The sequence below is a fragment of the Spirillospora sp. NPDC047279 genome (assembly GCF_040643285.1).
Taxonomy (GTDB): domain Bacteria; phylum Actinomycetota; class Actinomycetes; order Streptosporangiales; family Streptosporangiaceae; genus Spirillospora.
On the sequence record NZ_JBEYUA010000008.1, the window covers coordinates 154,097 to 179,194 of the forward strand.

23 protein-coding genes are annotated in these 25,098 nt (G+C 72.2%); 14 read left to right on the forward strand and 9 right to left on the reverse strand.

Features of this window, described 5'->3' with window-relative positions; genetic code table 11:
- The first annotated feature begins 65 nt into the window (after positions 1–65).
- The 3 genes from ABZ810_RS21930 to ABZ810_RS21940 are packed head-to-tail and all read left to right on the forward strand — an operon-like array spanning position 66 to position 1,641.
- Entirely contained in the window at positions 66–482 is a 417-nt protein-coding gene (locus tag ABZ810_RS21930; RefSeq protein WP_358405790.1) for an adenylyltransferase/cytidyltransferase family protein, read from the forward strand.
- Positions 479–1,231: a CDP-alcohol phosphatidyltransferase family protein gene (locus ABZ810_RS21935; protein ID WP_358405792.1), complete on the forward strand. Its 753-nt coding sequence runs from the start codon at positions 479–481 to the stop codon at positions 1,229–1,231. Before ABZ810_RS21930 ends, ABZ810_RS21935 begins: the two co-directional genes overlap by 4 nt.
- Positions 1,228–1,641 carry an adenylyltransferase/cytidyltransferase family protein gene (locus ABZ810_RS21940; protein WP_358405795.1) on the forward strand — a complete coding sequence of 138 codons (414 nt, stop codon included), beginning with the start codon at positions 1,228–1,230 and terminating at the stop codon, positions 1,639–1,641. The genes ABZ810_RS21935 and ABZ810_RS21940 overlap by 4 nt, the downstream gene beginning before the upstream one ends.
- 13 nt (positions 1,642–1,654) lie before the next feature.
- Here the strand turns inward: ABZ810_RS21940 and ABZ810_RS21945 are convergent, their stop codons facing one another.
- From ABZ810_RS21945 to ABZ810_RS21965, 5 genes are all read right to left on the reverse strand, one after another.
- Entirely contained in the window at positions 1,655–2,641 is a 987-nt protein-coding gene (locus tag ABZ810_RS21945) for a sulfite exporter TauE/SafE family protein (protein ID WP_358405798.1), read from the reverse strand.
- Between the two features lie 90 nt (positions 2,642–2,731).
- Positions 2,732–4,201, reverse strand: coding sequence for an adenylyl-sulfate kinase (cysC, locus tag ABZ810_RS21950; protein WP_358405799.1), 1,470 nt, complete (start codon positions 4,199–4,201; stop codon positions 2,732–2,734).
- A gap of 216 nt (positions 4,202–4,417) precedes the next feature.
- The gene (locus tag ABZ810_RS21955) at positions 4,418–5,245 is read right to left on the reverse strand and encodes a class I SAM-dependent methyltransferase (RefSeq protein WP_358405802.1); all 828 of its coding nucleotides are present in this window, start codon (positions 5,243–5,245) and stop codon (positions 4,418–4,420) included.
- A 100-nt stretch (positions 5,246–5,345) separates the two neighbouring features.
- Positions 5,346–6,902 carry an MFS transporter gene (locus ABZ810_RS21960; protein WP_358405803.1) on the reverse strand — a complete coding sequence of 519 codons (1,557 nt, stop codon included), beginning with the start codon at positions 6,900–6,902 and terminating at the stop codon, positions 5,346–5,348.
- Positions 6,899–7,498 (reverse strand): TetR/AcrR family transcriptional regulator, encoded by a 600-nt coding sequence (locus ABZ810_RS21965; protein WP_358405805.1) that lies wholly within the window; start codon positions 7,496–7,498, stop codon positions 6,899–6,901. Before ABZ810_RS21965 ends, ABZ810_RS21960 begins: the two co-directional genes overlap by 4 nt.
- Before the next feature lie 241 nt (positions 7,499–7,739).
- Here ABZ810_RS21965 and mfd point away from each other — a divergent pair, with 241 nt between their 5' ends.
- The 6 genes from mfd to nhaA all read left to right on the forward strand — a co-directional run bounded on the left by mfd (position 7,740) and on the right by nhaA (position 18,552).
- Positions 7,740–11,234, forward strand: coding sequence for a transcription-repair coupling factor (mfd, locus tag ABZ810_RS21970; RefSeq protein WP_358405807.1), 3,495 nt, complete (start codon positions 7,740–7,742; stop codon positions 11,232–11,234).
- Positions 11,235–11,306: 72 nt separating this feature from the next.
- Positions 11,307–11,975 carry a hypothetical protein gene (locus tag ABZ810_RS21975; RefSeq protein WP_358405809.1) on the forward strand — a complete coding sequence of 223 codons (669 nt, stop codon included), beginning with the start codon at positions 11,307–11,309 and terminating at the stop codon, positions 11,973–11,975.
- Between the two features lie 72 nt (positions 11,976–12,047).
- Entirely contained in the window at positions 12,048–13,046 is a 999-nt protein-coding gene (locus tag ABZ810_RS21980) for a MazG family protein (RefSeq protein WP_358405811.1), read from the forward strand.
- Between the two features lie 223 nt (positions 13,047–13,269).
- Positions 13,270–15,585 carry a penicillin-binding protein gene (locus ABZ810_RS21985; RefSeq protein ID WP_358405813.1) on the forward strand — a complete coding sequence of 772 codons (2,316 nt, stop codon included), beginning with the start codon at positions 13,270–13,272 and terminating at the stop codon, positions 15,583–15,585.
- A gap of 117 nt (positions 15,586–15,702) precedes the next feature.
- A complete protein-coding gene (locus ABZ810_RS21990) occupies positions 15,703–16,659 on the forward strand; it encodes an NADP-dependent oxidoreductase (protein WP_358405815.1) in 957 nt (318 codons plus the stop codon).
- A 12-nt stretch (positions 16,660–16,671) separates the two neighbouring features.
- Complete coding sequence (gene nhaA / locus ABZ810_RS21995; protein WP_358405816.1) at positions 16,672–18,552, forward strand: Na+/H+ antiporter NhaA; 1,881 nt, start codon at positions 16,672–16,674, stop codon at positions 18,550–18,552.
- Here nhaA and ABZ810_RS22000 read toward each other — a convergent pair.
- Positions 18,492–19,463 carry a WYL domain-containing protein gene (locus ABZ810_RS22000; protein ID WP_358405819.1) on the reverse strand — a complete coding sequence of 324 codons (972 nt, stop codon included), beginning with the start codon at positions 19,461–19,463 and terminating at the stop codon, positions 18,492–18,494. The genes nhaA and ABZ810_RS22000 overlap by 61 nt on opposite strands.
- An 84-nt stretch (positions 19,464–19,547) precedes the next feature.
- Between ABZ810_RS22000 and ABZ810_RS22005 the strand changes: the two genes are divergently transcribed.
- Both ABZ810_RS22005 and ABZ810_RS22010 read left to right on the forward strand, forming a co-directional pair.
- Positions 19,548–20,393 carry an NAD(P)H-binding protein gene (locus ABZ810_RS22005; RefSeq protein WP_358405821.1) on the forward strand — a complete coding sequence of 282 codons (846 nt, stop codon included), beginning with the start codon at positions 19,548–19,550 and terminating at the stop codon, positions 20,391–20,393.
- 63 nt (positions 20,394–20,456) lie between these two features.
- On the forward strand, positions 20,457–20,813 hold the full coding sequence (locus ABZ810_RS22010; RefSeq protein WP_358405823.1) for a tetratricopeptide repeat protein: 357 nt from the start codon (positions 20,457–20,459) through the stop codon (positions 20,811–20,813).
- A 17-nt stretch (positions 20,814–20,830) separates the two neighbouring features.
- Here the strand turns inward: ABZ810_RS22010 and ABZ810_RS22015 are convergent, their stop codons facing one another.
- Positions 20,831–21,559: a VIT1/CCC1 transporter family protein gene (locus ABZ810_RS22015; protein ID WP_358405825.1), complete on the reverse strand. Its 729-nt coding sequence runs from the start codon at positions 21,557–21,559 to the stop codon at positions 20,831–20,833.
- Positions 21,560–21,602: 43 nt separating this feature from the next.
- On the opposite strand from ABZ810_RS22015, the gene ABZ810_RS22020 reads away from it, so the two are divergent.
- Complete coding sequence (locus ABZ810_RS22020) at positions 21,603–22,604, forward strand: 1-aminocyclopropane-1-carboxylate deaminase (protein ID WP_358405826.1); 1,002 nt, start codon at positions 21,603–21,605, stop codon at positions 22,602–22,604.
- A 71-nt stretch (positions 22,605–22,675) separates the two neighbouring features.
- Entirely contained in the window at positions 22,676–23,011 is a 336-nt protein-coding gene (locus ABZ810_RS22025) for a DUF397 domain-containing protein (RefSeq protein ID WP_358405829.1), read from the forward strand.
- On the opposite strand, the gene ABZ810_RS22030 is transcribed toward ABZ810_RS22025, so the two are convergent.
- Entirely contained in the window at positions 22,971–23,732 is a 762-nt protein-coding gene (locus tag ABZ810_RS22030) for an alpha/beta fold hydrolase (RefSeq protein ID WP_358405832.1), read from the reverse strand. The genes ABZ810_RS22025 and ABZ810_RS22030 overlap by 41 nt on opposite strands.
- A gap of 70 nt (positions 23,733–23,802) precedes the next feature.
- Between ABZ810_RS22030 and ABZ810_RS22035 the strand changes: the two genes are divergently transcribed.
- On the forward strand, positions 23,803–24,186 hold the full coding sequence (locus tag ABZ810_RS22035) for a hypothetical protein (protein ID WP_358405833.1): 384 nt from the start codon (positions 23,803–23,805) through the stop codon (positions 24,184–24,186).
- Here the strand turns inward: ABZ810_RS22035 and ABZ810_RS22040 are convergent.
- Positions 24,149–25,021, reverse strand: a complete 873-nt coding sequence (locus ABZ810_RS22040; protein WP_358405835.1) for an NAD(+)/NADH kinase — start codon at positions 25,019–25,021, stop codon at positions 24,149–24,151. The two genes, ABZ810_RS22035 and ABZ810_RS22040, sit on opposite strands and share 38 nt — an antisense overlap.
- Positions 25,022–25,098 lie beyond the last annotated feature (77 nt).

Genomic DNA, 25,098 nt, shown 5'->3' on the forward strand with positions numbered 1-25,098 from the left:
GTCAGTAAAGAGCTGGTAACGTACGCATGATTCGCCAGATCCTGGCATCCGAGGTAGGGGGGCGCATGCAGGGGGCTGTCGGCTATTCGCCCGGCGTTTTCGACCTTTTCCACGTCGGGCATCTCGACGCGCTCCGCCGCGCCAAGGAGAGCTGTGAGCGCCTCGTGGTCGGCGTGTTCGCCGACGACCTGTGCCCGGTGCCGCCGGTCGTCCCGCTGATCGAGCGCAAGGAGATCGTCGGCCACGTCCGGCACGTCGACGAGGTCATCGAGATCACCGAGCTCGACCTGCGCGCCGACTGGGAGGCCCTCGGCTTCGGCCTGCTCTTCACCGGCCACGACGCCGCGCCGACCGCCGAGCACGCCCGGCACGCCCTCGCCGGCACCCCCGTCCGCGTGCTCGCCTTCGACGGCCTCGCCGAGACCGCCAGCCCCGTCCTGCGGTCCGCCCTGTCGCCCGCCGCGCGCAGGACCGTCGCGTGAGCTTCTCCGACGCGCTGACCCGCCTGGCCTCCGCGCAGAAGAGCGCCAAGGGCGCGCCCGCCTACTCGCGCTTCGTCAACCGCAAGCTGGGCCGGGTGCTGGCCGCCGCCTCCTACGTCGCCGGCCTGACCCCCAACCAGGTCACCGGCATCAGCGCCCTCTTCACGTTCAGCGGAATCGCCCTGATCGCGCTCGCCGACCCGGCGCTCTGGGTCGGCGTCGCGGTCTGCCTGGCCCTCGTGGTCGGCTACGCGTTCGACGCGGCCGACGGCCAGCTCGCCCGGCTGCGCGGCGGCGGCTCCAAGTCCGGCGAGTACCTCGACCACATGGTCGACGCGCTCAAGATCTCGTCGTTGCACTCGGCGGTCGCGATCTCGTTCTACCGGTTCTTCGACCTGGACCACGCGGCCTACCTGCTCATCCCGGTCGGCTTCACGGTCGTGGCGGCCGTCATGTTCTTCGGGATGATCCTCAAGGACCTGCTGGCCCGCGCCCACCGCGCCTCCACCGGCGCCGCGGCGCCCGTCCAGGCGCCCAGCACGCTGCGGTCGCTGCTGGTGATCCCCACCGACTACGGGCTGCTGTGCGTGGCGTTCCTGCTGCTGGGCTTCAAGGACGTCTTCCTGCCGCTCTACACCCTGATCTTCGCGGGCAACCTGCTCTTCCTCCTCGCGGCGTCGGTCAAGTGGTTCCGCGAGGTGGGCGCCCTGGACGCGGCGCCCGCCGAGCCGCAGCGGGTGGGCGTATGAGCCGGCTGGTCGGCTACGTGCCCGGCGCCTACGACCTCTTCCACATCGGGCACCTCAACATCCTCAAGCGGGCCCGCCAGGAGTGCGACCACCTGATCGCCGGGGTCGTCACCGACGAGGTCCTGGAGAAGGTCAAGGGGCGCCCGCCGATCGTGCCGCTGGCCGAACGGCTGGCGATCGTCGGCGGCATGAGCTGCGTCGACGAGGTGGTCACCGACCTGTCCAGCGACAAGCTGGTCATGTGGCGCCGGCTGCACTTCGACGTGCTCTTCAAGGGCGACGACTGGAAGGGCACGCCCAAGGGCGACCGCCTGGAGTCCTCCATGGCGGAGGTCGGCGCCCGCGTCGTCTACTTCCCCTACACCGTTCACACCTCGAGCACGGCCCTCCGCCAGCTCATCTCCGGCTGACGGGCCGGGAGCCTCAGCGGGCGGCGGGCTCGGCCTGCTCGTCCTGGCGCTCCACCGGGGCCGGAGGCTCGTTGAACGGGAGGGCGGGGAGGCCGTGGTGGCGGCGGACCAGCATCCACGCGGCGGCGGCGCCGACCAGGAGGCCGACCAGGGTCCAGGCGAGCGGCACCGCGCCGAGACCGAACATCTTGAGGGCGGACGCCACCAGCACCAGGCCCAGCGCGCGGCGGACGAGCCCGCCCGGCGCCCGTGAGGAGATCTTGGAGCCCAGGTAGACGCCCGGGATCGAGCCGACCAGCAGGGCCGCGGTGACCTCCATGCGGAAGTCGCCGAACAGCAGGTGGCCCACGGCGGCGGCGAAGACGAGCGGCACCGCCTGGAGCAGGTCGGTGCCGACGAGCTGGTTGGCCTTGAGCGCCGGGTAGAGCGCGAGCAGCGCGACGATGATCAGGGAGCCGGAGCCCACCGAGGTGATGCCGACGACCAGGCCGCCGAGGACGCCGACGATGACGGTCGGGACGCGGCGGATCGTGATGTCGGGCGTCTCGCGGGCGGCGGGCTCGCCGGGCGCGGCCGTCCGGCGGGCGGCGCCGGTGCGCCGGGCGGCGCGGTCGGCCAGGGCCTGGTAACCGCGGACGACGAGCCCGGCGGCGGCGATCAGCAGCGCCACCCCCATCGCCTTCTGGATGACGTCCTGGACCTCCGCGCCCTCGCCCAGCGCTTTGGCGATCAGCACGCCGGAGAACGCGGCGGGCACCGAGCCCACGCAGAGCCAGCCGACCAGCCGCATGTTGATGGTGCCCTGCCGGTAGTGGACCGCGCTGCCGACCGGCTTCATGACCGCCGCGGCCACCAGGTCGCTGGAGACCGCGGCGAGCGGGCTGACGCCGAAGAAGGTGACCAGCATCGGCGTCATCAGCGCGCCGCCGCCCATGCCGGTCAGCCCGACGACGATGGCCACCAGGAACGACCCGAGCGCCATCGTCCAATCGAAGTCCATTGGCATGACCTACCTGGCATATAGGGAAAATCGAGCACCAGGGTACAGAGGTGCCCAAGTGGCGCGAGAATTCCCCTGGAGTGACGAACGTCACTCGCCCCGGATCCAGCCCCCTCCGACGAGCAGGTCGAGCACGTGCCGCACCGCCTCGTCCGGAGCCATCGTGGACGTGTCGATGGTCAGGTCGGCGTCGTCCGGAGCCTCGTAGGGGTCGGAGATGCCGGTGAACTCGGGGATCTTCCCGGCCCGCGCCTTGGCGTACAGCCCCTTGCGGTCCCGCCGCTCGCACTCCTCGAGCGGGGTCGCGACGTGCACGAGGACGAAGTCGCCGACGGCCGAGACCATGCGCCGCACCTCGGCGCGGGTGGACGCGTACGGCGCGATGGGCGCGCAGATAGCCACGCCGCCGTGCCGGGTGGCCTCGGCGGCCACGAAGCCGATGCGGCGGATGTTGAGGTCGCGGTCGCCCTTGGAGAACGTGAGCCCGGCCGACAGCAGGCGCCGGACGACGTCGCCGTCGAGGAGGCTGACCGTGCGCCCGCCGCGTTCGATCAGCGCGTCGGCCAGGCCGCGCGCGACCGTCGACTTGCCGGAGCCGGACAACCCCGTGAAGAACACGGTGAGGCCGCGCTCGTGCTTGGGCGGCCGGGCCACGGCCAGCTCCGCCGCCACCGCGGGCGGGGTGAACCAGTCGGGCACCGGTTCGCCGCGGTCGAGCAGGTCGTTGAGCTGCTCCTGGGTCAGCTCGGCCTGGACGTGGTCGGGCTCGATGCGGGCGACCGGGCGCCACACCTCGACGTCGGCGTCGTAGGCCCACGGCTCCGGCGCCACGACCGGCACCGCGGTGCCCTCGACCTCGGCGTCGGCGAGCAGGTGGGTCGCGCCGTACGCGGCGGCCACGTGCGAGCGCAGCAGGATCTCGCGATCGGCGTCGAGCTCGTGCGGCGGCAGGGGGATCGGGACGATCCGGGTGCCCTCGGGCAGTTCCTTGCGCACGGCGAGCAGCGCCCGCACGAGCGCCTCGTCGTGCTCGCCGCCGAGCAGCGGGAGGACGAGGACCTGGGCGTTGAGCCGCTCGGTGACCTGGCGCAGCTGGCCGAGCTGCTTGCGGTGCAGCGGCTCGCGGGTCGCGACCGTCAGCAGCGCGCCGTCCGGCCGCTCGATCTCGTCGGGGCGGCGGCGCATGCCGTGGAACGGTCCGTGCGCCGGTGCGCGCAGGGCCTCCAGCGGACCCGCCAGCTTCCACTCCTGGCTGGTCGGGTCCTGCCACGCCTCGGCGATCGTCAGCACGGCCAGCGGCACGCCCTCGGGGTCCTGGAGGACGAGGCGTTCGAGCGCCGTCAGGTCCTTGGGCACCGAGAGCGTCACCGGGACCGGCCACGGGGTGCCGTCGGCCAGCCGCCCGCCCGCGATCACCATCGCGGTGTCGAACGAGCCGAGGAAGCCGGGGAGCGGGTAGACCCCGGCCACCAGCAGCTCCAGATCGGCCAGCTCGCCCGGACCCGGGGTCCAGGCGGGCAGTTCGCGCAGCGTGTCAGGAAGGCCGGCTTCGGCGGTCACCGTGGTCTCCGATCCCGTCCGGCAGGGTCGCCGGGCTGGTCCAGTTCAGTTCGTGTCCGGGGGGACGCCCCCCAGACGAGACCCCCACAGGCCGGTCCGGAGACGATCGCTCGACGGAGCGCCCTCCGTGTCTCCGGTCGGGGGGTTTCCGCAGAAATTTACTGCCCGGTCGCGGGTGAACGCACCCTGCCGGGCCGCGGTCGGCGGCGGCGTGTTTCAGATGACCCGCGCGAACCGGTTCTCCGGCTTGCGGATGACCAGCACCATCTCGCTGTGCTCGGCGGTGAGCCGGCCCCGGCTGGCGGCCGACACCAGACGGCAGAGCGCCCCGGTGAGGCCGGATCCGGCCGCGAGGGCGTCCGCCGACTCGCGCGAGGCGTACTCCTCGGCGATCACCAGCCCGCGCATGACGCAGTACCACTGCAGGCCCTGCCGCGACGCGACCCGCTCGTAGATCGCGGGCGGCGGCGCCTCCCGCCGCGGCGCGCCGTTCGCTGTCGCGCCGGCCGGGGTCTCGCGAGCAGGGGTGTCGCCGGCCTTGTCGTCGCCGGTCTCGGCGTCGCGGGCGGCGGTGTCGCGGGCGGCGAGGCGGTTCCACACCGGGCCGCGCAGCCAGCGCGGCAGCGTGCGGTCGAGGAAGCCGAACGCGGTGTTGCGGTCGCGGATGCGCACCAGCAGCAGGCCGCCGGGCTTGAGCGCGGCGACGAACCGGTCGAGCACGAGCTCGGCGTTGGGCACCCGTTCGATGAGGTACGCGGCGTGCACGATGTCGTACGCGCGCGGCGGCATCGGGACGGTGCGCAGGTCGCCGAGGTGCCAGGCGTGTAGGTCGGCGCGCCCGCGGGTGTGGGCGCGCAGCGCCGGGGTGTCCATGTCGACCCCGGTGACCTGATGCTCCCGGTCACCGAGGTCGAGGCCATGGCCCCATCCACAACCCGCTTCGAGGATGTGGACGCGCTGCAGGGGCTTGTCGTACGCGTACTGGCGGGCACGTTCAGAGAACAGATCGCCGTCGTTGACCGGCGGCGTACGCAGATCGGTCACAAACTCGCAGCGTAATCGCCCGACTGCGCACTGTCCGCTATTTGCCCATTCTTGGCATGGCCCGTGTCGTCCCCACGCCGGCCCGCCGCCCGTTCCACGATCAGTGGTGACCTGCGGAGACGTCCATGTCCCGCGGTGTCATGGCGAAGACGACGACGGCCGCGCCGAGCAGCAGGACGCCACCGGCTAGCCCGGCCCACTGGAGGGATTCGGTGAAGGCCTCCTGCGCCCTGGCGGCGAGCCCGGCCCCGGCCGCGCCCGCCTCGCGCGCGACGTCGATCGCGCCGCCGAGCGACTCGCGGACGGCGTGGACGGCGGACGGGGGCACCCCGCCCGCGGTGAGGTCGGACGCCGGCAGGTCGGCGCGGTAGACGGCCGCGGCCACGCTGCCCAGCACCGCGACGCCGAGCGTGCCGCCGAGCTCGTAGCTGGTCTCCTCGATGGCCGCCGCGCTGCCCGACTTCTCCGCCGGCGCGCCCGCCATGATGACCGCGGACGCGATGGCCAGCGAGCCGAGGCCGATGCCGACCAGGACCAGGGAGAGCGCGACGGTGCCGTAGCCCAGCGGCCGCGGCCCCAGGAAGAGGACCAGGTAGCCGAGGCCGCTGACGGCGAGCCCGCCCGCGAGCACGACCCGGGCGCCGATGCGGGCCGCGAGCGCGGGCGCCAGCGGCGAGACGATGCCCGCGGCGATCGCCTCGGGCAGCAGCCGCAGTCCGGTCTCGAACGGCGAGTAGCCCTGGACGAGCTGCATCCACTGCGCCATGAGCAGCATGGTCGCGGCCATGGCGATGCTCACCAGCAGCGCCGTGATCACGCCCGCGCTGAACGTCGGCCGCCGGAACAGCCGGATCTCCAGGATCGGGTCGGGACGGCGCAGGCACCGCCGCAGGAACCAGCCGAGCGACACGACGGCGATCACCGCCGACACCGGCGCGGCGGTGTCGGTGAGGCCCTCCTTGCCGAAGTGCTTGATCGAGTAGACCAGCGCGACCATGCCGACGATCGACAGCGCGGTGCCGAGCGCGTCCCAGCGGCCCGGCCGGGGATTGCGCGACTCGGGGAGCAGGAAGATCCCGGCGACGATGGCGACCACCATCACCGGCACGTTCACCAGGAACGCCGAGTGCCAGGAGAAGTGCTGGAGCAGGGCCCCGCCGACGATGGGGCCGAGCGCGCCGCCGAGCGCCGCCATGGTCGCCCAGACGCCGAGCGCCGTCGCCCGCTCCCTCGGGTCGGTGAACAGGTTGCGGATCATCGACAGCGTGGACGGCATGATCATCGCGCCGCCGATGCCGAGCAGCGCCCTGATCGCGATGACCTGGGCGGTGCTGTCGGCGACCAGCACGGCCGCGGACGCGGCGCCGAAGACGCCGAAACCGGCCAGCAGCATGCGCTTGCGGCCCCAGCGGTCGCCCAGGCTCGCGGCGGTGACCAGCAGGCCGGCGACGACCAGCGAGTAGACGTCCACCATCCAGAGCAGCCCGACCGAGTCGGGCCGCAGGTCGGCCGAGATGTCGGGCAGCGCCACGTTCAGCACGGTGATGTCCATGACGACGAGCAGCAGGCTCGCCGACAGGACCGCGAGCCCGGCCCAGCGCCGTGGATGCGGCGGCGGGTGCGCGGGCGCGCCCTTGACGTTCGTGGTGACGGTCATGTGATCCCCCGGGGGTGAGAGAGGGGCGGAGTGGGGCGGGCGGCGTTGCCGTCCAGGAAGGTCGTCAGGACCAGGCGGTCGATGTGGCGGCGCGCGACGGTGCCCCAGCGCAGGCTGTCCCTGGCGCCGATGAGCAGGCCGTAGAGCGACTCGGCGATCCAGTGGGCGGGGAGGTCGTCGCGGAGCACCCCGGCGCGCTGGGCCGCCGTGTAGAACGTGACCTCGCGTTCGACCAGTTCCTCCGAACGGGCCACGAGGTCGGGCATCTCGGCCATGAAGTGGTCGGTGAGCGCGAAGCCGAACTCGTCGGCGTCCACGAGATAGAGGCCGACCACCTGGTGCAGTGCCGCGGTGATCCGTTCCGCGTCGCCGGACTCGGCCGCCGCCGCCATCCCGGCGTTGTCCTGGGACTCCTCCCAGCGGTCGATCGAACGTACGCCGAGCGCGTGGATCAGCGCCTCGCGGCTGGCGAAGTGCCGGTGGAGGGTGGCCCGGCTGATGCCGATCGCCTCGGCGAGCCGGGCCATCGAGGCCGTCGGCTCCTGGTTGAGGTGCTTGATCGCCGCGGCGACGATCTTCTCTTCGCTGGTGACCATGATGAGTCAATCTCGTTCAGTATGAGACGCTTTTGTCTCATACTACACATGACCGTCTCGCCGACTCCAGTGGAATGGATCTTGAGGTGGCCGCGCGGGTGGCCGGTGGCGGCGCGTAGGCTGGAGGCGGTACCGGAGATCCACCGCAGGATCTCCGGGTTTCGGGCTGCCCCGGGTGCAGGCGGGGGCGCTCCCCGCGGGTTCGATGGGCCCGGCGGGGCGGATGAGTAAACGGGCGATGATGACGCTTTCTGGACTTGTTGATCTGGCGTGTACCGACTCCGGGCTGGAGCGTGCCCTCGCCACGGCACGCGTCGACCACGACGTGGTCGCGCCCCCCTCCTTCTGGCCGATCATGGGCGCGGCCCTGGCGCGCGCGACGACGAACGGCGGCGTGGTGCTGGCCGTCACCGCCACCGGGCGGGAGGCCGAGGACCTGACGGCCGCCCTGACGAGCCTGCTCGACCCCGACCGGGTCGCGCACTTCCCGGCCTGGGAGACGCTGCCGCACGAGAAGCTCTCGCCTCGTTCCGACACGGTCGGCCAGCGGCTCGCGGTCCTGCGGCGGCTGACCCACCCGGCCGTCGACGGCTCCGGCGGGGCGCTCGACGTCGTCGTGACGCCCATCCGCGCCGTGCTCCAGCCGATCGTGTCCGGGCTCGGCGACCTCGAGCCGGTGCGGTTGCGCGGCGGTGACGAGGACGACATGGACGACGTCGTCCGGCGCCTGGTCGACGCCGGCTACCACCGGGTCGACCTGGTGGAGAAGCGCGGCGAGATCGCGGTCAGGGGCGGCATCCTCGACGTCTTCCCGCCCACGGAGGAGCACCCGCTGCGGGTGGAGTTCTGGGGCGACACGGTCGAGGAGATCCGCTACTTCAAGGCGGCCGACCAGCGTTCGCTGGAGGTCGCGCAGGACGGGCTGTGGGCGCCGCCGTGCCGCGAGCTGCCGCTGACGCCCGAGGTGCGGGAACGGGCCAAGCGGCTCGCCGAGGAGCACCCGGCGCTGGAGGAGGTCCTCGGCCGGATCGCCGACGGCGACACCATCGAGGGCATGGAGGCGTTCTCGCCCGTCCTCGCCGACGACATGGAGCTCGTCACCGACCTGCTGCCCGACGGGTCGTCGCTGCTGGTGTGCGAGCCCGAGCGCATCCGCACCCGTTCGGTCGAGCTCGTCCGCACGAGCCAGGAGTTCCTGGAGGCGAGCTGGGTCAACGCCGCCGCCGGGGGAGAGGCGCCGATCGACCTGGGCGCCGCCTCGTTCCGCTCGCTGGAGGAGGTGCGGGAGCACAGCAACGAGCTGGGGCTGCCGCGCTGGACCGTCACCGCGCTGAATCCCGAGGGCGAGGCCGTGCAGCCCGGCGTGCACGCGGCCGAGGCCTACCGGGGCGACACGGCGCGCGTCGTGGGCGACCTCAAGGGCTGGGTCGCCGACGGCTGGCGGGTCGTGCTGGTCACCGCCGGGCACGGCCCCGCCGAGCGCCTCGTCCAGCTGATGGGCGAGGAGGGCCTGGGCGCCAGGCTCACCGACCTGCCGGAGCCCCCCGGGCCGTCGGTGGTCAACGTCAGCACGGGTCTGCTGGAGAACGGCTTCGTGATGGAGCCGCTCAAGCTGGCCGTGCTCACCGAGTCCGACCTGACCGGGCAGAAGTCGTCCACCAAGGGCCTGCTGCGCATGCCGACGCGGCGCAAGCGCGGCGGCATCGACCCGCTCCAGCTGCGCACCGGCGACTACGTGGTGCACGAGCAGCACGGCGTCGGCCGCTACGTCGAAATGATCAGCAGGACCGTCCAGGGCGCCACCCGCGAATACCTGATCCTGGAGTACGCGCGCGGCGACAAGCTCTTCGTGCCGACCGACCAGCTGGAGGAGCTCACCCGCTACGTCGGCGGCGAGGCTCCCAGCCTGCACCGGCTCGGCGGCGCCGACTGGGCCAAGGCCAAGTCCAAGGCCCGCAAGGCGGTCAAGCAGATCGCCGGTGAGCTGATCCGGCTCTACTCGGCGCGGATGGCCTCGCCCGGCCACGCGTTCGGCCAGGACACCCCGTGGCAGCGCGAGCTGGAGGACGCGTTCCCCTACGTGGAGACGCCCGACCAGCTCGCCGCCATCGAGGAGGTCAAGGAGGACATGGAGAAGCCGGTCCCGATGGACCGGCTGATCTGCGGCGACGTCGGCTACGGCAAGACCGAGATCGCGGTGCGCGCCGCGTTCAAGGCCGTCCAGGACGGCAAGCAGGTCGCCGTGCTGGTGCCGACCACGCTGCTGGTGCAGCAGCACATGTCGACGTTCTCCGAGCGGTTCGGCGCGTTCCCGGTGACGGTCAAGCCGATCAGCCGGTTCCAGAGCGACGGGGAGATCGCCGAGACGCTGCGCGGCGTCGCCGACGGCACCGTCGACGTCGTGGTCGGCACGCACCGCATCCTGTCGTCGCAGACCAGGTTCAAGAATCTCGGCCTGGTCGTCATCGACGAGGAGCAGCGCTTCGGCGTGGAGCACAAGGAGGAGCTCAAGCGCCTGCGCACGCAGGTCGACGTGCTCGCCATGTCCGCCACCCCGATCCCGCGCACGCTGGAGATGGGCCTCACCGGCATCCGCGAGATGTCGACCATCCTCACCCCGCCGGAGGAGCGGCACCCGATCCTCACGTTCGTCGGCCCGTACGAGGAGAAGCAGATCGCCGCCGCGATCCGCCGCGAGCTCCTGCGCGAGGGTCAGGTCTTCTTCGTCCACAACCGGGTGCGGTCGATCAACCGGGTCGCCGCCAACCTGGCGGAGCTGGTGCCCGAGGCGCGGGTCGCGGTCGCGCACGGCCAGATGAACGAGCACGAGCTCGAGAAGGTCATGGTCGACTTCTGGGAGAAGAACTTCGACGTCCTGGTCGCGACCACGATCGTCGAGTCCGGCCTGGACGTCCCCAACGCCAACACGCTCATCGTCGACCGGGCCGACATGTACGGCCTCTCCCAGCTGCACCAGCTGCGGGGCCGGGTCGGCCGTGGCCGCGAGCGCGCGTACGCCTACTTCCTCTACCCGCCGGAGTCGCCGCTGACCGAGACCGCGCACGAGCGGCTCGCGACGCTCGCCCAGCACACCGAGATCGGCGCGGGCATGTACGTGGCGATGAAGGACCTGGAGATCCGCGGCGCGGGCAACATCCTCGGCGCGGAGCAGTCCGGGCACGTCGCCGGCGTCGGCTTCGACCTCTACGTGCGGATGGTCGGCGAGGCGGTGCGCGACCTCAAGGAGGGCGGCGGCGTCCGGGAGATGCCCGAGACCAAGGTCGAGCTGCCGGTCGACGCGCACCTGCCGCACGAGTACGTGCCGGGCGAACGGCTGCGCCTCGACGCCTACCGCCGGATCGCGGCGATCACCGACGACGCGGAGATCGGCGCCGTGCACGAGGAGCTCAAGGACCGGTTCGGCGCGCTGCCCGTTCCGGTGCTCAACCTGCTGGAGGTGGCACGGTTCCGGGCGAAGGCCCGCCGGGCCGGGCTCACCGAGATCGCGCTCCAGGGCAACTTCGTCAAGTTCGCCCCGGTCGACCTTCCCGATTCGCGGCAGGTGCGGCTGCAACGCCTCTACCCGAAGAGCATCCTCAAGCCCGCGACCAATACGCTGCTGGTGCCGACCCCCAAGACCGCAGTGCTCGGCGGCCGGCCGCTGCGGGACCAAGAGCTGCTCAAGTGGGCCACCGACCTGGTTGAGGCGTTGTTCCTGGAGCCCGCCAGAGCCTAAGCCCCCGGCTGTAAGCTTTCGAACTCGTAAGTGATCAAGTCGAGGATTGGTCACGGATCGGATGGGACTGCCGTGCTCGGAACCACTGTCAAACTCGCGCTCGCCGGGACGGTGCTCGCCGGCGCCCTGACGGGCTGCGGCGACGAGCCGCTCAGGATGGGCGCCGCCGCGCTCGTCGGCGGCGACCGCATCAGCACGTCCACGCTCGACCAGGCGGTGCTGGACTGCCAGAAGCAGTTCCGGGCCGACCAGGTGGCCAACCAGGTCCGGGCGGCCCTGGAGAGCCAGCGGCAGGCGCAGCCGATGGGGACCGAGGCGCCCGACTGCAGCACCCGCAACACCCTCGACATGATGGTCAACTTCGAGATCGCCGAGGCCGCGACCAAGGCCGCCGGCGTCTCGGTGACCGAGACCCAGGTCGACGAGATGGTCGGGCTGATGAGCCGGCAGGCGCCGGCCGAGTCGATCGTCGTGGCGATCGGGCTGCCGAAGGCGTTCACCCGCGACTTCGCCAAGATGCAGAAGTCGCAGGAGCTGATCCTGCGCAAGTTCGGCGCGGACGGCGACCAGCAGAGCCCGGCCACGCTCCAGTCGCAGCAGCAGACCGTGGCGCTGCTCCGCAACACCGCCGACAAGCTCTCCATCAAGATCAACCCGCGGTTCGGCTCGTTCGACAAGAACCGGATCACCATCACCCCGGTCACCACCCGGCTGTCGGCCGTCGAGACGGGCGTGCACTGAGGACGAGGTACTGAGAACGAGGTACTGAGAACGAGGTACTGAGGACGGAGCATCGGGGATGAGGCACTGATCATGGGTTTGACGCTGCTGGCCACCACCCACCGGGTCGCGCCGGGGCTCCTCGGCTGGAAGGCGTGGGAGACGTTGCGATCGGCGGCCCGGGTGCTGGCCCGCGTCGACCACCCGCTCCTGCCCTACCTGCACGAGGCGGGCGTCCACGTCGAGACCGTCACCGACCCCGACCCCGGCGCCCTCGTCGCCGCCGCCCGCGCCGAGTCGGCCGGTGCCGGGCCGGTGGGCGTGGTCTGGGTGGCCGACCCCGACGGCGACGAACGGCTGATGCGCGAGATCGGGCAGCTGGTGGTCGGCGACCCGGTCGAGATCGAGGTGCTGCACGGCTCGTACGACCTGCCCGGCGCCCGGGTGCTCGACCTGGTCTCGGTGATGGACACGCTGCGCCGCGACTGCCCGTGGGACGCCAAGCAGACCCACGCCTCGCTCGTCCCGTACCTGCTGGAAGAGGCGTACGAGGTCGCCGACACCATCGACGACGGCGATCTGGGCGCGCTCCGCGAGGAGCTCGGCGACGTGCTGATGCAGGTCGCGTTCCACGCCGTCGTCGCCTCCGAACGCGACGACGAGACGGCGTTCACCATCGACGACGTCGCCGCCGGGATCGTCGACAAGCTCGTCCGCCGCCACCCGCACGTCTTCGGCGACGTGACCGTCTCCGGCGCCGACGAGGTCAACGCCAACTGGGAGCAGATCAAGGCCGCCGAGCGCGAGGCCAGGAACGGCGGCGAGGCGTCGATCTTCGACGGCGTGCCGATGGGACAGCCCGCGCTGACCCTGGCCGCCCAGCTCCTGCGCCGCGCCGAGCGCGCCGAGGCGCCCGGCGAGCTCGCCGACCGGGCCGCAACCGGTCAGGACGGCGATGTCGGGGCGAGGTTGTTCGCCCTGGTTCGCGAGGCACGCGCGGAAGGCCGTGACCCCGAGGCGGAGTTGCGGGCCGTCGCGCGGGTATTCCGCGACCGTGTCCACGACTGGGAACGCACGCGGCAGGCGGACTGACCACGGCCCGAGATCGGGCTCGCGCGCAACACCCGCCGCGGGTGACCTGGCGGATGCCGGTTGGCGGAAGGTCCTAAAGATCGCGCATGGGGTGGCCCGCCGGAGGCCGCCCGTTTACGCTGGGCCCGTGCTGGCTGGTGCCCGAGAGGGTGGAGGTCGTGGAGGCGCGCGACAGAAGGCCCGGGCGATCCGGGGCCTCGGCGGTCTCGCGTTGCTCGCGGGCGTGCTCGTCGCGTTGATGCTGCTGCCCACGGCCTGCGCGGTCGGCGTCGGCGCCCGCGACACCTCGACCTGGTTCCAGAGCGAGCCGACCGACCTCGACGTCTCCGGCGTGCCGCAGCGTTCCAAGATCCTGGCGTCCGACGGCTCGACGATCGCGACGTTCTACTACCAGAACCGCATCGACGTCCGGATCGACCAGGTCTCCCCGATCGCGCGCAGGGCCGTGCTGGCGATCGAGGACAGCCGGTTCTACGAGCACGGCGCGCTCGACTCCAAGGGCACGCTGCGCGCGCTCGCCAGCAACCTCGGCTCGGGCGAGGTGCAGCAGGGCGGGTCGGGCATCACGCAGCAGTACGTGAAGAACCTGCTGCTCACCCAGGCCGAGTCGCAGGAGCAGGCCCAGGCCGCCAAGGAGCTGAGCGCGGCCCGCAAGATCCGCGAGCTGCGCTACGCGGTGGCGATGGAACGCCGGTTCTCCAAGGACGAGATCTTCCGCCGCTACCTCAACATCGCCTACTACGGTGACGGCGCGTACGGCATCGAGGCGGCGGCCCGGCACTACTACGACAAGCCGGCGGCCAAGCTCGACCTCAACGAGGCGGCGACGCTCGCCGGGGTGATCCGCTACCCGTACGCCTACGACCCGACCCGCTATCCGGGCCGGGCCAAGGAACGGCGCAACGTGGTGCTCCAGCGCATGGCCGACCTCGGCTGGATCGACGGCGCGACCGCCGCCGCGACCGCGGCCCAGGATCTGGGCCTGGACCTGCACGAGACGCCCAACGGGTGCGTCACCAGCAAGGCCCCGTTCTTCTGCGACTACGTCCAGCGGGAGATCCTCACCAACCCGGTGTTCGGCGCGACCCCCAAGGCGCGCGAACGGCTGCTCAAGCGCGGCGGCCTGACGATCCACACCACGCTCGACTGGCAGACGCAGAAGGCCGCGCAGCGCGCCGTCGACTCCCACGTCCCGCGCAGGAACTCGGCCGGCAAGGCCGCCGCCGAGGCCCTCGTCGAGCCGGGCACCGGGGAGATCAAGGGCCTGGTCGTCGACCGGCAGCTCGGGTCCAACAAGGTGCGCGGCAAGACCTGGATCAACTTCGCCGCCGACGCCAGCCACGGGTCCAGCATCGGGATGCAGGCCGGCTCGACGTTCAAGGCGTTCACGCTCGCCGCGGCGCTCGAGGACGACATGCCGTTCGGCACGCGGATCATGGCGCCGCGCCGCTTCACCCCGACCGGCTACCGCAACTGCAAGGGCGAACGGGTCGGCGATCCGAGCTCCTCGCTGCGCAACTCGGCCGACGGTGAGGGCGGCCGCATGTTCAGCCTCACCACCGGCACCCAGCACTCGGTCAACACCTTCTTCCTCGCGCTGCAACGCGAGGTCGGCCTGTGCGAGACGGTCAAGATGGCCGAACGGCTGGGCATGAAGCAGGCCAACGGCAAGCCGATGGAGCAGTACGCCTCGTTCACGCTCGGCTTCAACCCGGTCTCGCCGCTGCGGCTGGCGGCGGCGTACGCGGCGTTCGGCGCCCGCGGCGAGTACTGCGCGCCGATCGCGATCAAGCGCATCACCGACGCGCAGGGCAAGCGGGTCAAGGTGCCGAGCGCCGGATGCGAGCAGGTGCTGGACAAGGGCGTCGCGGACGCGGTCAACCACGTGCTGCGCGGCGTGATCACCAGGGGCACCGCGCGCGGCATGGGCATCGGCCGCCCGGCCGCGGGCAAGACCGGCACGGTCGACAACTTCTCCGCGGCGTGGTTCGCGGGCTACACCCCCGACCTGGCCGCCGCGGTCTGGGTCGGCGACCCGCGCGGCGGCTACCGCTACCCGATGGACAGCCTCTGCATGAACGGCACCTGCTACGGCGCGGTCTTCGGCGCGACGATCCCGGCGCCGATCTGGCAGGACAGCATGGCGGGGGCGCTCGCCGGCCGCTCGGCGACGCCCTTCCACCAGCCGCCCTCGCGCTACTTCAGCAAGGGGTCGGGCGAGGACAAGATCAACATCCCGGACGTGCGCGGCATGAAGCTCAGCGCCGCGATCTCCCGGCTCCGGGCCGCCGGGTTCCGGGCGGACGTCGGCCGGCAGGTCGAGTCCGACCGGTACGAGAAGGGCACCGTCGCGGAGATGGAGCCCGGCCCCGGGTCGGCCGAGCCTGGCGAGACCGTCACGCTGCGCGTCAGCAAGGGCAAGCCGGACATTCCCGACTTCCCTGAGCCCACGCCCGGGCCTGGCGATCCGCCCCTGCCGACCCCGGGATTCCCGACGCCGGGATTCCCGACGCCGGGATTCCCTCGTCCTGCCGAATAGCCGTCCGACCTGGCCGAATAGGCCCTCCGGCCTGGCCGGACGGCCCGGCCGACTGAACGGCGGGGCGCTGGGTAGATCATCCTCCGGGGAGAAAGTACGCACATCGGGGGAATGATCATGCGAGCCGTCGCAGTGTCCGAGTTCGGCGCCACACCGGCGCTGATGAACCTGCCCGAGCCGGAGCCGGGACCGGGCGAGGTCCTGGTCAAGATGGTCGCCGCCGGGCTCAACCCGGTCGACTGGAAGATCGCCGACGGCATGCTCAAGGACGCCGTCGACCATGCGTTCCCGCTGGTCATGGGGACCGACGGCGCCGGGGTGGTGGAGGCGGTCGGCCCCGGTCCGGCGGACGAGGGCGCCGCGTTCCGGCCCGGCGACCAGGTCTACGGGCAGTTCTTCATGGCGCCGCGCGGGCTGGGCAGCTTCGCGGAGTACGCGATCGTCACGCCGGGCGCCGCCGTCGCCCGCATGCCCGAGGGCATGATCTACAGCCAGGCCGCGGCGGTGCCCACCGCCACCACGACCGCGTTCAACATGGTCGAGAAGACCGGTCTCGACGAGGGCCAGACCGTGCTGGTCGTGGGCGCGACCGGCGGCGTCGGCCAGTCCACGGTGCAGCTGGCCGCCGACCGCGGCGCCAAGGTGATCGCCACCGCACGGCCCGGCATGGCCGACGAGATGCGCCGCCTCGGCGCGGACGAGATCGTCGACCACGGCCTCGGCGACCTCAACGAGCAGGTGCTGCGCGCCCACGCCGACGGCATCGACGTGATCATCGACATGGTCAGCGACCAGGCCGGCGTCGACCGCCTGGCCGCGCTGCTGCGGCCCGGCGGCACCTACATCAGCCCGCTCTGGTCGGTGAACCCCGACAAGATGGAGGCGCAGCAGCTGCGCGGGCTCAACTTCAACAACGAGGCGACGCCGGAGCTGCTCACCGAGATCGCCGAGCTGATCGACGCGGGCCGGCTGCGGGTCATGGTGCACGACGAGGCGTCGCTGGCCGACGCGCCCGCCGCCATCATGCGCAGCCGCGCGGGCGGGTCGCACGGCAAGACCGTGATCCGCCTATGACGGGCCGCTGACGTGGTCTCCGGGGGACCCGCGTCCGGGCGCTCCACGGCGCAGTCGATGGCCGGGCGGGTCGTGCCGGACGGCCTGCGCTCCTTCCTCACCACCGAGTCGGGCAGCACGCTGGTGCTGCTCGCCGCGACCGTGGCGGGGCTGGTGTGGGCCAACTCGCCCTGGGGCGACACCTACGACACGTTCTGGCACACCGACCTGTCGCTGCACCTCGGCGACCAGGCGTTCGCGCTGGACCTGAAGCACTGGGTCAACGACGGCCTGATGGCGCTGTTCTTCTTCGTCGTCGGCCTGGAGATCAGCCGTGAGGTCAAGGTCGGGCAGCTGCGCGACCGGCGGCTGATCGCGGTGCCGGTGATGGCGGCGCTGGGCGGGATGATCGTGCCCGCCCTGATCTACTTCACGCTCAACGCGGGCGGCGAGGGCGCCCACGCGTGGGGGATCCCGATGGCCACCGACACCGCGTTCGTGCTCGGCCTGCTCGCGGTCATCGGGACCCGCTGCCCGGAGCCGCTGCGCGCGTTCCTGCTCACGCTCGCCGTCGTGGACGACGTGGGCGCGATCCTGGTCGTCGCGATCTTCTACACCGAGGACCTGTCGGTGCCCGCGCTGCTGCTCGCGATCGTGCTCGTCGGGCTCATCGTCGCGCTGCGCTGGTTCAACATCTGGCGGGCGCCGGCGTACGTGCTGCTCGGCGTCGGGGTGTGGGCCGCGATGGTCGAGAGCGGCGTGCACCCCACGCTCGCCGGGCTGCTGCTGGGCGCGCTCGTCCTGGTGTACGCGCCGAGCGACCACAAGGCGCTGCGCGCGGGGGAGCTGGTCCAGCAGCTGTCGCGCGACCCGAGCCCCGAGCTGGCGCGGGAGGCGACCCGCAGCGTGCAGCGGATCGTGTCGGTGAACGAGCGGCTCCAGCTGCGCCTGCACCCCTGGACCAGCTACGTCATCGTGCCGATCTTCGCGCTGGCCAACGCGGGCGTGAAGCTGGACGGCGAGACGTTGCGGGAGGCGGCCACCTCGCCGATCACCATCGGCGTCGCGCTCGGCCTCCTGCTGGGCAAGTTCGTCGGCATCACGCTCGGCACGTGGATCCCGTTGCGCCTCAACTGGGGCGACCTGCCGGGCAACCTGGTCTGGGGGCAGCTGTTCGGCGGCGCCGCGGTCGCGGGCATCGGCTTCACCGTGTCGCTGTTCATCACCGACCTGGCGTTCTCCGACGACCAGGAGCTGATGAGCCAGGCCAAGATCGGCATCCTGGCCGGGTCGATCCTGTCGGCCATGCTCGGCTGGCTGATCTTCCGGCTGGCGTGGAACCGCGGCGCCGTCTGCGCCCCGCCGCGCCTGCCCGACGAGCGCGACGTGGAGCCCGAACCACTGCCGCCCGTCACCGCCGACGACCATGCGCTGGGGCCCGCGGACGCGCCCGTCACGGTGGTCGAGTACGGCGACTTCGAATGCCCGTACTGCGGCCGGGCCGAAGAGACGCTCGTGCGGCTGCGCGAACGGTACGGGGACGAGGTGCGCTTCGTCTTCCGGCACTTCCCCCTCCGCGAGATCCATCCCCGGGCGGTCCCGGCCGCGCTCGTCTCCGAGGCCGCCGCCGACCACGGGCTCTTCTGGGAGATGCACGACCGGCTCTTCCGCAACCAGCTCGCCCTCACCGACGCCGACCTCACCCGCTACGCCCGGGAGTTCGGCATCGACAACCCGTGGGCGGACATCGACCGCCACCGCGACCGCGTCAACCGGGACCTGGACGAGGGGGAGCGCAGCGGCGTGATGGGGACGCCGACCTTCTTCATCAACGGGACGATCTACGAGGGGGACTACGACCTGGCCTCCTTCTCGGCCGCGATCGACGCCGAGTTGCAGCGCCGGCCCAGCTGAGCCAGCACCCGGAGGAGCTCGGGCGGCCCGTCGGCCTCGAAGTCGGCGTCGAGCGCCAGCAGGTACAGCGCCAGCCGTTCCGGGCCGTCGGCGCCCGCGTGCACCACGCAGGTCTCCGCGTCCACCGGCTCGACCGGCACCGACGGCGGCAGCCGCGCGCTGATCACCTCGGCCGGCGCGTGCACGGTCACGCGGGCGCGCAGCCGGGTCAGTGCCGTCTCGATGCTCCGCGGCACCAGGTCGGGCGGGGGCTCACGGTCCGGCGTGAACGAACGCCCGGCCGGGCTCCGGGGCGTGAGCCGGTCGACGCGGAACGTCCGCCAGTCGTCGCGCGACGGGTCCCAGGCGGCCAGGTACCAGCGGCGGCCGGTGTGCACCAGGCGGTACGGCTCGACCTCGCGCACGTCGTCGGTGCCGTCATGGGTGCGGTAGCCGAACCGCAGCCGCCGGTGGTCCCGGCACGCGGCCGCCACCGTGGTCAGCGTGTCCGCGTCCACGGGGTCCGGGGGAGCACCGGCCGGCAGCGGGACGGTGTAGGCGTTCAGGGCGCTGACCCGATGCCGCAGCCGCGGCGGCAGCACCTGCTCGATCTTGGCGAGCGCGCGGACCGACGACTCCTCGATGCCGGTGACGCTGCCGCCCGCCGCCGTCCGCAGGCTGACGGTCACGGCGACCGCCTCCTCGTCGTCGAGCAGCAGCGGCGGCAGCGCGGCCCCGGCACCGAGCCGGTAACCGCCCGCGACCCCGGGGACGGCGTGCACGGGGTAGCCGAGACTGCGCAGCTTGCCGACGTCGTAGCGGACCGTACGGGCGCTGACCTCCAGCCGTTCGGCCAGTTCGGCGCCGGTCCAGTCGCGGCGGCTCTGCAGCAGGGACAGCAGGCGCAACAACCGCGCCGACGTTTCCAACATGGTCCCCATTCTGGCGTCCATTGCGGCAAGAAGCTTGCCGCGATCCCTGGGATCGTTCTTCCGCCCGCGAAGAGAGGAACGCGCATGATCCTGGTAACAGGTGCCACCGGCACCGTCGGCCGCCACGTCGTCACCCGCCTCGCCGAGCGGCGCGTACCGGTGCGCGCGCTGGTCCGGGACCCCGCCAAGGCGGAGCGGCTCCCCGCCGGCGCGGAGATCGTCCAGGGCGACCTGTCCGACCCCGGCACCCTGCACCACGCCCTGGAGGGGGTCACCGCGGTCTTCCTCTTCGCCGTGCCCGGCTGCGGCCCCGGCTTCGTGGCCGCCGCGGAGAAGGCCGGTGTCGAACGGGTGGTGTTCCTGTCGTCCGGCGCGGTGGACGACGACGGCGGCCCGGCCGACCAGGACAACCCCATCGCCGCCTACCACGCCGAGATCGAATGGGCCCTCCGCGACTCCGGCCTGGGCTGGACGTTCCTGCGTTCCTCGCACATGGCCACGAACGCCCTGCCCTGGGCGGCCCAGACCAAGGCTGGCGACGTCGTCCGGGCGCCCTACGCCGGGGCCTTCAGCGCCCCCGTGCACGAGGCGGACCTGGCCGACTGCGCCGTCGTCGCCCTCACGGCCCCCGGCCACACCGGCCACGTGTACGAGCTGACCGGGCCCGAGTCGCTGACGGCCGCCGAGCAGGTCGCCCTCGTCGGCGCGGCCATCGGCCGGCCGCTGCGCTACGAGGAGCTCCCGCCGGAGGTCGCGCGCGAGCAGATGAGCCGGTTCGTCCCGCCGTTCATCCTCGACACGCTCTTCGCCGGCTGGGAGGCCTCGGTCGGCGTCCCCGCCTTCGTGTTCCCCACCGTGGAACGGATCACCGGCCGGCCCGCCCGCACGTTCGCCCAGTGGGCCACCGACCACGCCGCCGACTTCGCCTAGGGAACAAACAGGGATACCCCCCGGTTGTACCGGCCGTTCCACCCGACCGAGGGGAGGCCCCACATGACCACCTACGAGGAGTTCCAGCGCGCGACGATGTTCTTCGACGCCAAGGACTACATCTCGGCCGCGCGGATCCTGACCCCGATCGTGGCCGGGGAGCCGTCCAACCGCGCCGCCGTCGAGCTGCTGGGCCGGGCCTACTTCCACAGCGCCCAGCTCGGCCGGGCCGAGGAGACCTTCCGTGCCCTCGTCGACCTCGACCCCTGCAACGGCTGGGCGTACGAGGCGCTGGCCCGCACGCTGGAGCGGCGCAACCGCGGTGCCGAGGCCGCCCGCCACCGCAAGCTCGCCGTGGCCATGGGCGCCGACACCTCGGCCGAGGTCGAGGTGTCCGTGACCGCCGGCAACCTCGCCTGAACCACCGGGCTCGGCGCTCAGCCGAGCCCGGTGCCGCCCACCAGCAGTCCGCAGCCGTAGGTGACGCCCGCCGCCAGCAGGATGATGAGGAGCTGGCGGAACGCGCCGTACGGCACCGGGCGGTCGCTGGACCTGGCCACCACGCCGCCGACGACCAGGCCGCCGGCCGCCGTCAGCGCGATCGACCAGACGACCGCGGCCGCGCCGCTGCCGAACAGCCAGGGCAGCAGCGGCGCCAGCCCGCCCAGCGTGAAGAGCAGCAGCGACGACAACGCGGCGGTCCACGGCGAGCCGAGCTCGTCGGTCGTGATGCCGACGAGCCGCAACGCGCTGGTCTCGTACAGCCTCGTGTCGTCGCTCCCGATCTCCTCGGCCGCTTTCCTCGCGGTCTCCTCGGACAGCCCGACGTCGTTCCGGAACGTCTGTGCCAGCTTGTCGATCAGCTCGGCCCGGTCGTTCGCGATGAGCCCCTTGAGGCTGCCGAGGACGCCCTTGAACAGCTCGACCTGGGCGGTCACCGAGATCCACTCGCCCGCCGCCATCGACACCGCTCCAGCGATCAGCCCTGCCAGCCCTGCGAGCCGGACCGCGTTCTGGCCCGACCCCGCCCCGGCCACGCCGAGGATGATGCACAACGTGCTGACGAGGCCGTCGTTCACCCCGAGGACGGCCGCCCTGGCGGCACCCGCCTTCACCTCGTGGGCCTCGTGCGCCAGCGTCGCGGTCGTGTCCCTCTTCCTCCGCACCTCCCGGTTGTTCCCTGTCCGACCTGCGTGAATACTCGAGCGTATGGATCTCGACGCGTTCCCCCGGATCCCCCTTCTCTTCGGACCGTCACCCGTCCACCCCCTCGACCGGCTGACCGAACACCTCGGCGGAACCGTCCGCGTCTGGGCCAAACGCGAGGACTGCAACTCCGGCCTGGCGTTCGGCGGCAACAAGACCCGCAAGCTCGAATACCTGGTGGCCGACGCGCTGGACCAGGGCTGCGACACGCTCGTGTCGATCGGCGGCGTGCAGTCCAACCACACCCGCCAGGTCGCGGCCGTCGCCGCACGCCTCGGCCTGGGCTGCGTCCTCGTCCAGGAGAGCTGGGTCGACTGGACTGAGGAGGGCTACGACCGGGTCGGCAACATCATGCTGTCCCGGCTGCTCGGCGCGGACGTCCGCCTTGTCAAGGCGGGCTTCGGCATCGGCTTCAAGGAGAGCTGGGAGCAGGCGCTCGCCGAGGTCGAAACGAACGGCGGACGCCCGTACGCGATCCCGGCCGGTGCCTCCGACCACCGCCTGGGCGGGCTCGGCTTCGCCCGGTGGGCCCAGGAGGTCGCCGCGCAGGAACGCGAACTGGGCGTCTTCTTCGACACCGTCATCGTCTGCTCGGTCACCGGCAGCACCCAGGCGGGCATGGTCGCCGGATTCGCGGGCCGGGACCGCCGGATCATCGGCATCGACGCCTCCGCCAAGCCCGCCGAGACCCGCGACCAGATCACCCGCATCGCCCGCGCGACCGCCGAGCTGATCGGCGGCCCCACGCCGTCCGACGACGAGATCGTCCTGGACGAGCGCTACCACGCGGGCACCTACGGCGTTCCCGACGACCAGACCCTCGACGCGATGCGCCTCGCCGCCCGGCTGGAGGGGATGGTCACCGACCCGGTGTACGAGGGCAAGTCCATGGCCGGGCTCGTCGACCTCGTGACCAGGGGCGAGATCCCGCCCGGGTCGAACGTCCTGTACGCCCACCTCGGCGGCCAGCCCGCCCTGAACGCCTATGCGTCCCTCTTCAGTTAGCGCGGCGTGAGAGGTGTGGCGGTGCCTGTCGATGTCACCCTAGAACTTCTGCATGCTGCATGGGAGAGGCCATGAACGCTCCTGAGTGGTCAGCCGTTCAGTGGCGAAAAAGTAGCCGCAGCACCAACACCGGCGGAGAGTGCGTTGAGGTCGCAGACCTCGGGTGGCGCAAGAGCAACCGCAGCGGAGACACAGGCGGCCAGTGTGTTGAGGTCGCGGACCTTGGGTGGCGCAGTGGCAGCCGCAGCGGAGACACGGGTGGGGCCTGTGTCGAGGTTGCGGGGGCCGAGGTGGCGGTTGCGGTGCGGGACTCGAAGGATCCGGACGGGGGCAATCTGGTCTTCGGTGCGGGGGCGTGGCGGGCTTTCACCGAACGGGTTGAGGCTGGGGCCTATGACCTGGGTTGAGGCGCAGGAAGGTCTCTAGGCGGTCGATGAAGCCCGGTGCGGCGGCGACGAAATGACCGGCGCCTGGGTGGACGCTTCGTTCGCCGTCGAGCGCTTCGGCCAGTGCGTCGCAGATGCGTTCGAGCGCGGGTGTGTGGTCGCCGGACGCGACTAGGACCGGGACTCCGGCGGCGCGGATCGCGTCGAGGCGTGGGCGTGCTTCGCTTGTCGGCCGGGCGCCGTGCGCTCGCTGGACACCGGCGAGCACGGCCTCGGGGAGCGGGCCGTCGCCGATCGGGGCGCCCGCGACGCGGAGGAATTCGCGCAGGTCGGCCGGGTCGGTGTCCATCCCTTGAGTGAGGACCGCGTCCCCGATCCGTTCCAGCCGCGCCACCTCGGGGTCGTCGGGGGCGAGGTAGTTGAGCGGTGGCTCGATCAGGGTGAGCGACCGCACGCGACCCGGCGCCGCGGCGGCGGCGATCAACGTTCCGAGGACGCCGTACGAGTGGGCGACGACGTGGGGCCGACCGGCGAGCAGCGGCGCCAGGTCCACGGCGTCGACCTCGAAGTCCTGACGTTCCGTCGGCGGGCTCGGCGGATAGCCGCGCCGGTGGACGAAGGTGAGCGTCCAGCGGTCGGCCAGTGGGTCGAGCCCGGCCCAGGTCGTTCGCGGGGATGCGCCGCCGTGTACGAGCAGAACCTCTGGTCCCGAACCTTCGCGCACCACCGCGATCTCGCTCACGGCGCGAGCCTAGCGGCGGTTACCTCTGAGGTAATCGCCAGGTGGAGGAGCGGCTGGCAGGTTCGGACCTATGGAACGCGCACTGGAGGTGGCGGCGGGCGGCCGCGTGGTGTGGGGAGCGCTCGCGCTGGCCCTGCCCGGTCTCAACGTGAAGCTGGCGGGAATGGGCGACAGGGACACTCCCGAGCTGAGATACCTGATCCGGATCTTCGGAAGCCGGGCCGTGGCCCTGGGGCTCGGGTACCTCCTGAGCGATCCGGAGGCGCGGCGGCGATGGCGGAAGCTCTGCCTGCTGGTGGACGCCAGCGACACGGCGGCCGGGATCGCCCATCTCGTGCGGGGTGACGTGCCGCGTGCGACGGCTGCGGGCCTGACCGCGATGACCGGGAGTTACGCGGTCCTCGACGCCCTGGCGGTCAGAGGGGAACGGCGTCGGCCTCGGCGCTCCCGCTGACGCGGAGCTTGCGGCGGGCACGTTCGTAGAAGGTCGTCTCGCCCAGCCGGACCACCTGCGCCGCAGCGAGGCTGGCGGTGATCTCCAGCCGGTCGCCCGCGGCCAGGCGGGCCTCGACCGCGCCGTCGACCTCGACGGCGAGCTCGCCGCAGGTGGGCAGCAGGTCCAGGGTGACGGCCTCGGTCGCCGACAACATGAGGGCGCGGTTGAACGAGGAGTGCGCGGCGGCCGGGACGACGAGGAACCCCTCGACCGTCGGCGACACGATGGGGCCGCCCGCCGAGAAGCTGTACGCCGTCGAACCGGTCGAGGTCGCCACGATGACGGCGTCGGCGGTGTAGCGCACGAACGGCTGGCCCTCCACGAGGACCTCGACGGCGGCCAGGCCGTCGCCGGGGATCCGCACCACCGAGATGTCGTTGAACGCGGTCAGCGTCTCGCCGCCGGGGAGCCGGGCCGACACGGCCATGCGCGGTTCGACCTGGTAGCGGTGCTCGTCGATGCTGGTCAGCGCGGACGGCAGTTCGGCCACGTCGATCTCGGCGAGGAACCCGAGCCGGCCCAGGTTGACGCCCAGGACCGGGGTCGTCCGTCCGGCCAGCCGCATGCTGCGCAACATCGTCCCGTCGCCGCCCAGGCTGACCAGCAGGTCGGAACGGGAGGCCAGCACCTCGGGGGCGACCGCCTCGGCGCTGCAGTCGATCCGGCCGATCTCCTCGGGCAGGCCGAGGACACGACCGCCCCGGCCCGCGGACCACTCCACGATCGTGTCCACGGCGACCTTCGAGTCGCGTTCGGGGTGCAGGACCAGCCCGACCGTGCCCACCATGCCCATGGCGGAACGGTACCCCGTGGTTGGCCTTGACCGGTCAGGTCTGCAACCGGATCGCGGGCCGTGTCCGTCCCAGGGGC

Coding starts and splice junctions, on each gene's coding strand:
- ABZ810_RS21930 (WP_358405790.1), top strand. CDS start 66: ATGCAGGGGGCTGTCGGCTATTCGCCCGGCGTTTTCGACCTTTTCCAC.
- ABZ810_RS22000 (WP_358405819.1), bottom strand. CDS start 19,463: ATGTTGGAAACGTCGGCGCGGTTGTTGCGCCTGCTGTCCCTGCTGCAG.
- ABZ810_RS22035 (WP_358405833.1), top strand. CDS start 23,803: ATGGAACGCGCACTGGAGGTGGCGGCGGGCGGCCGCGTGGTGTGGGGA.
- ABZ810_RS21940 (WP_358405795.1), top strand. CDS start 1,228: ATGAGCCGGCTGGTCGGCTACGTGCCCGGCGCCTACGACCTCTTCCAC.
- ABZ810_RS21960 (WP_358405803.1), bottom strand. CDS start 6,902: ATGACCGTCACCACGAACGTCAAGGGCGCGCCCGCGCACCCGCCGCCG.
- ABZ810_RS21980 (WP_358405811.1), top strand. CDS start 12,048: ATGGGTTTGACGCTGCTGGCCACCACCCACCGGGTCGCGCCGGGGCTC.
- ABZ810_RS22010 (WP_358405823.1), top strand. CDS start 20,457: ATGACCACCTACGAGGAGTTCCAGCGCGCGACGATGTTCTTCGACGCC.
- ABZ810_RS21965 (WP_358405805.1), bottom strand. CDS start 7,498: ATGGTCACCAGCGAAGAGAAGATCGTCGCCGCGGCGATCAAGCACCTC.
- ABZ810_RS22020 (WP_358405826.1), top strand. CDS start 21,603: ATGGATCTCGACGCGTTCCCCCGGATCCCCCTTCTCTTCGGACCGTCA.
- ABZ810_RS22025 (WP_358405829.1), top strand. CDS start 22,676: ATGAACGCTCCTGAGTGGTCAGCCGTTCAGTGGCGAAAAAGTAGCCGC.
- mfd (WP_358405807.1), top strand. CDS start 7,740: ATGACGCTTTCTGGACTTGTTGATCTGGCGTGTACCGACTCCGGGCTG.
- ABZ810_RS22005 (WP_358405821.1), top strand. CDS start 19,548: ATGATCCTGGTAACAGGTGCCACCGGCACCGTCGGCCGCCACGTCGTC.
- ABZ810_RS21990 (WP_358405815.1), top strand. CDS start 15,703: ATGCGAGCCGTCGCAGTGTCCGAGTTCGGCGCCACACCGGCGCTGATG.
- ABZ810_RS22040 (WP_358405835.1), bottom strand. CDS start 25,021: ATGGGCATGGTGGGCACGGTCGGGCTGGTCCTGCACCCCGAACGCGAC.
- ABZ810_RS21945 (WP_358405798.1), bottom strand. CDS start 2,641: ATGGACTTCGATTGGACGATGGCGCTCGGGTCGTTCCTGGTGGCCATC.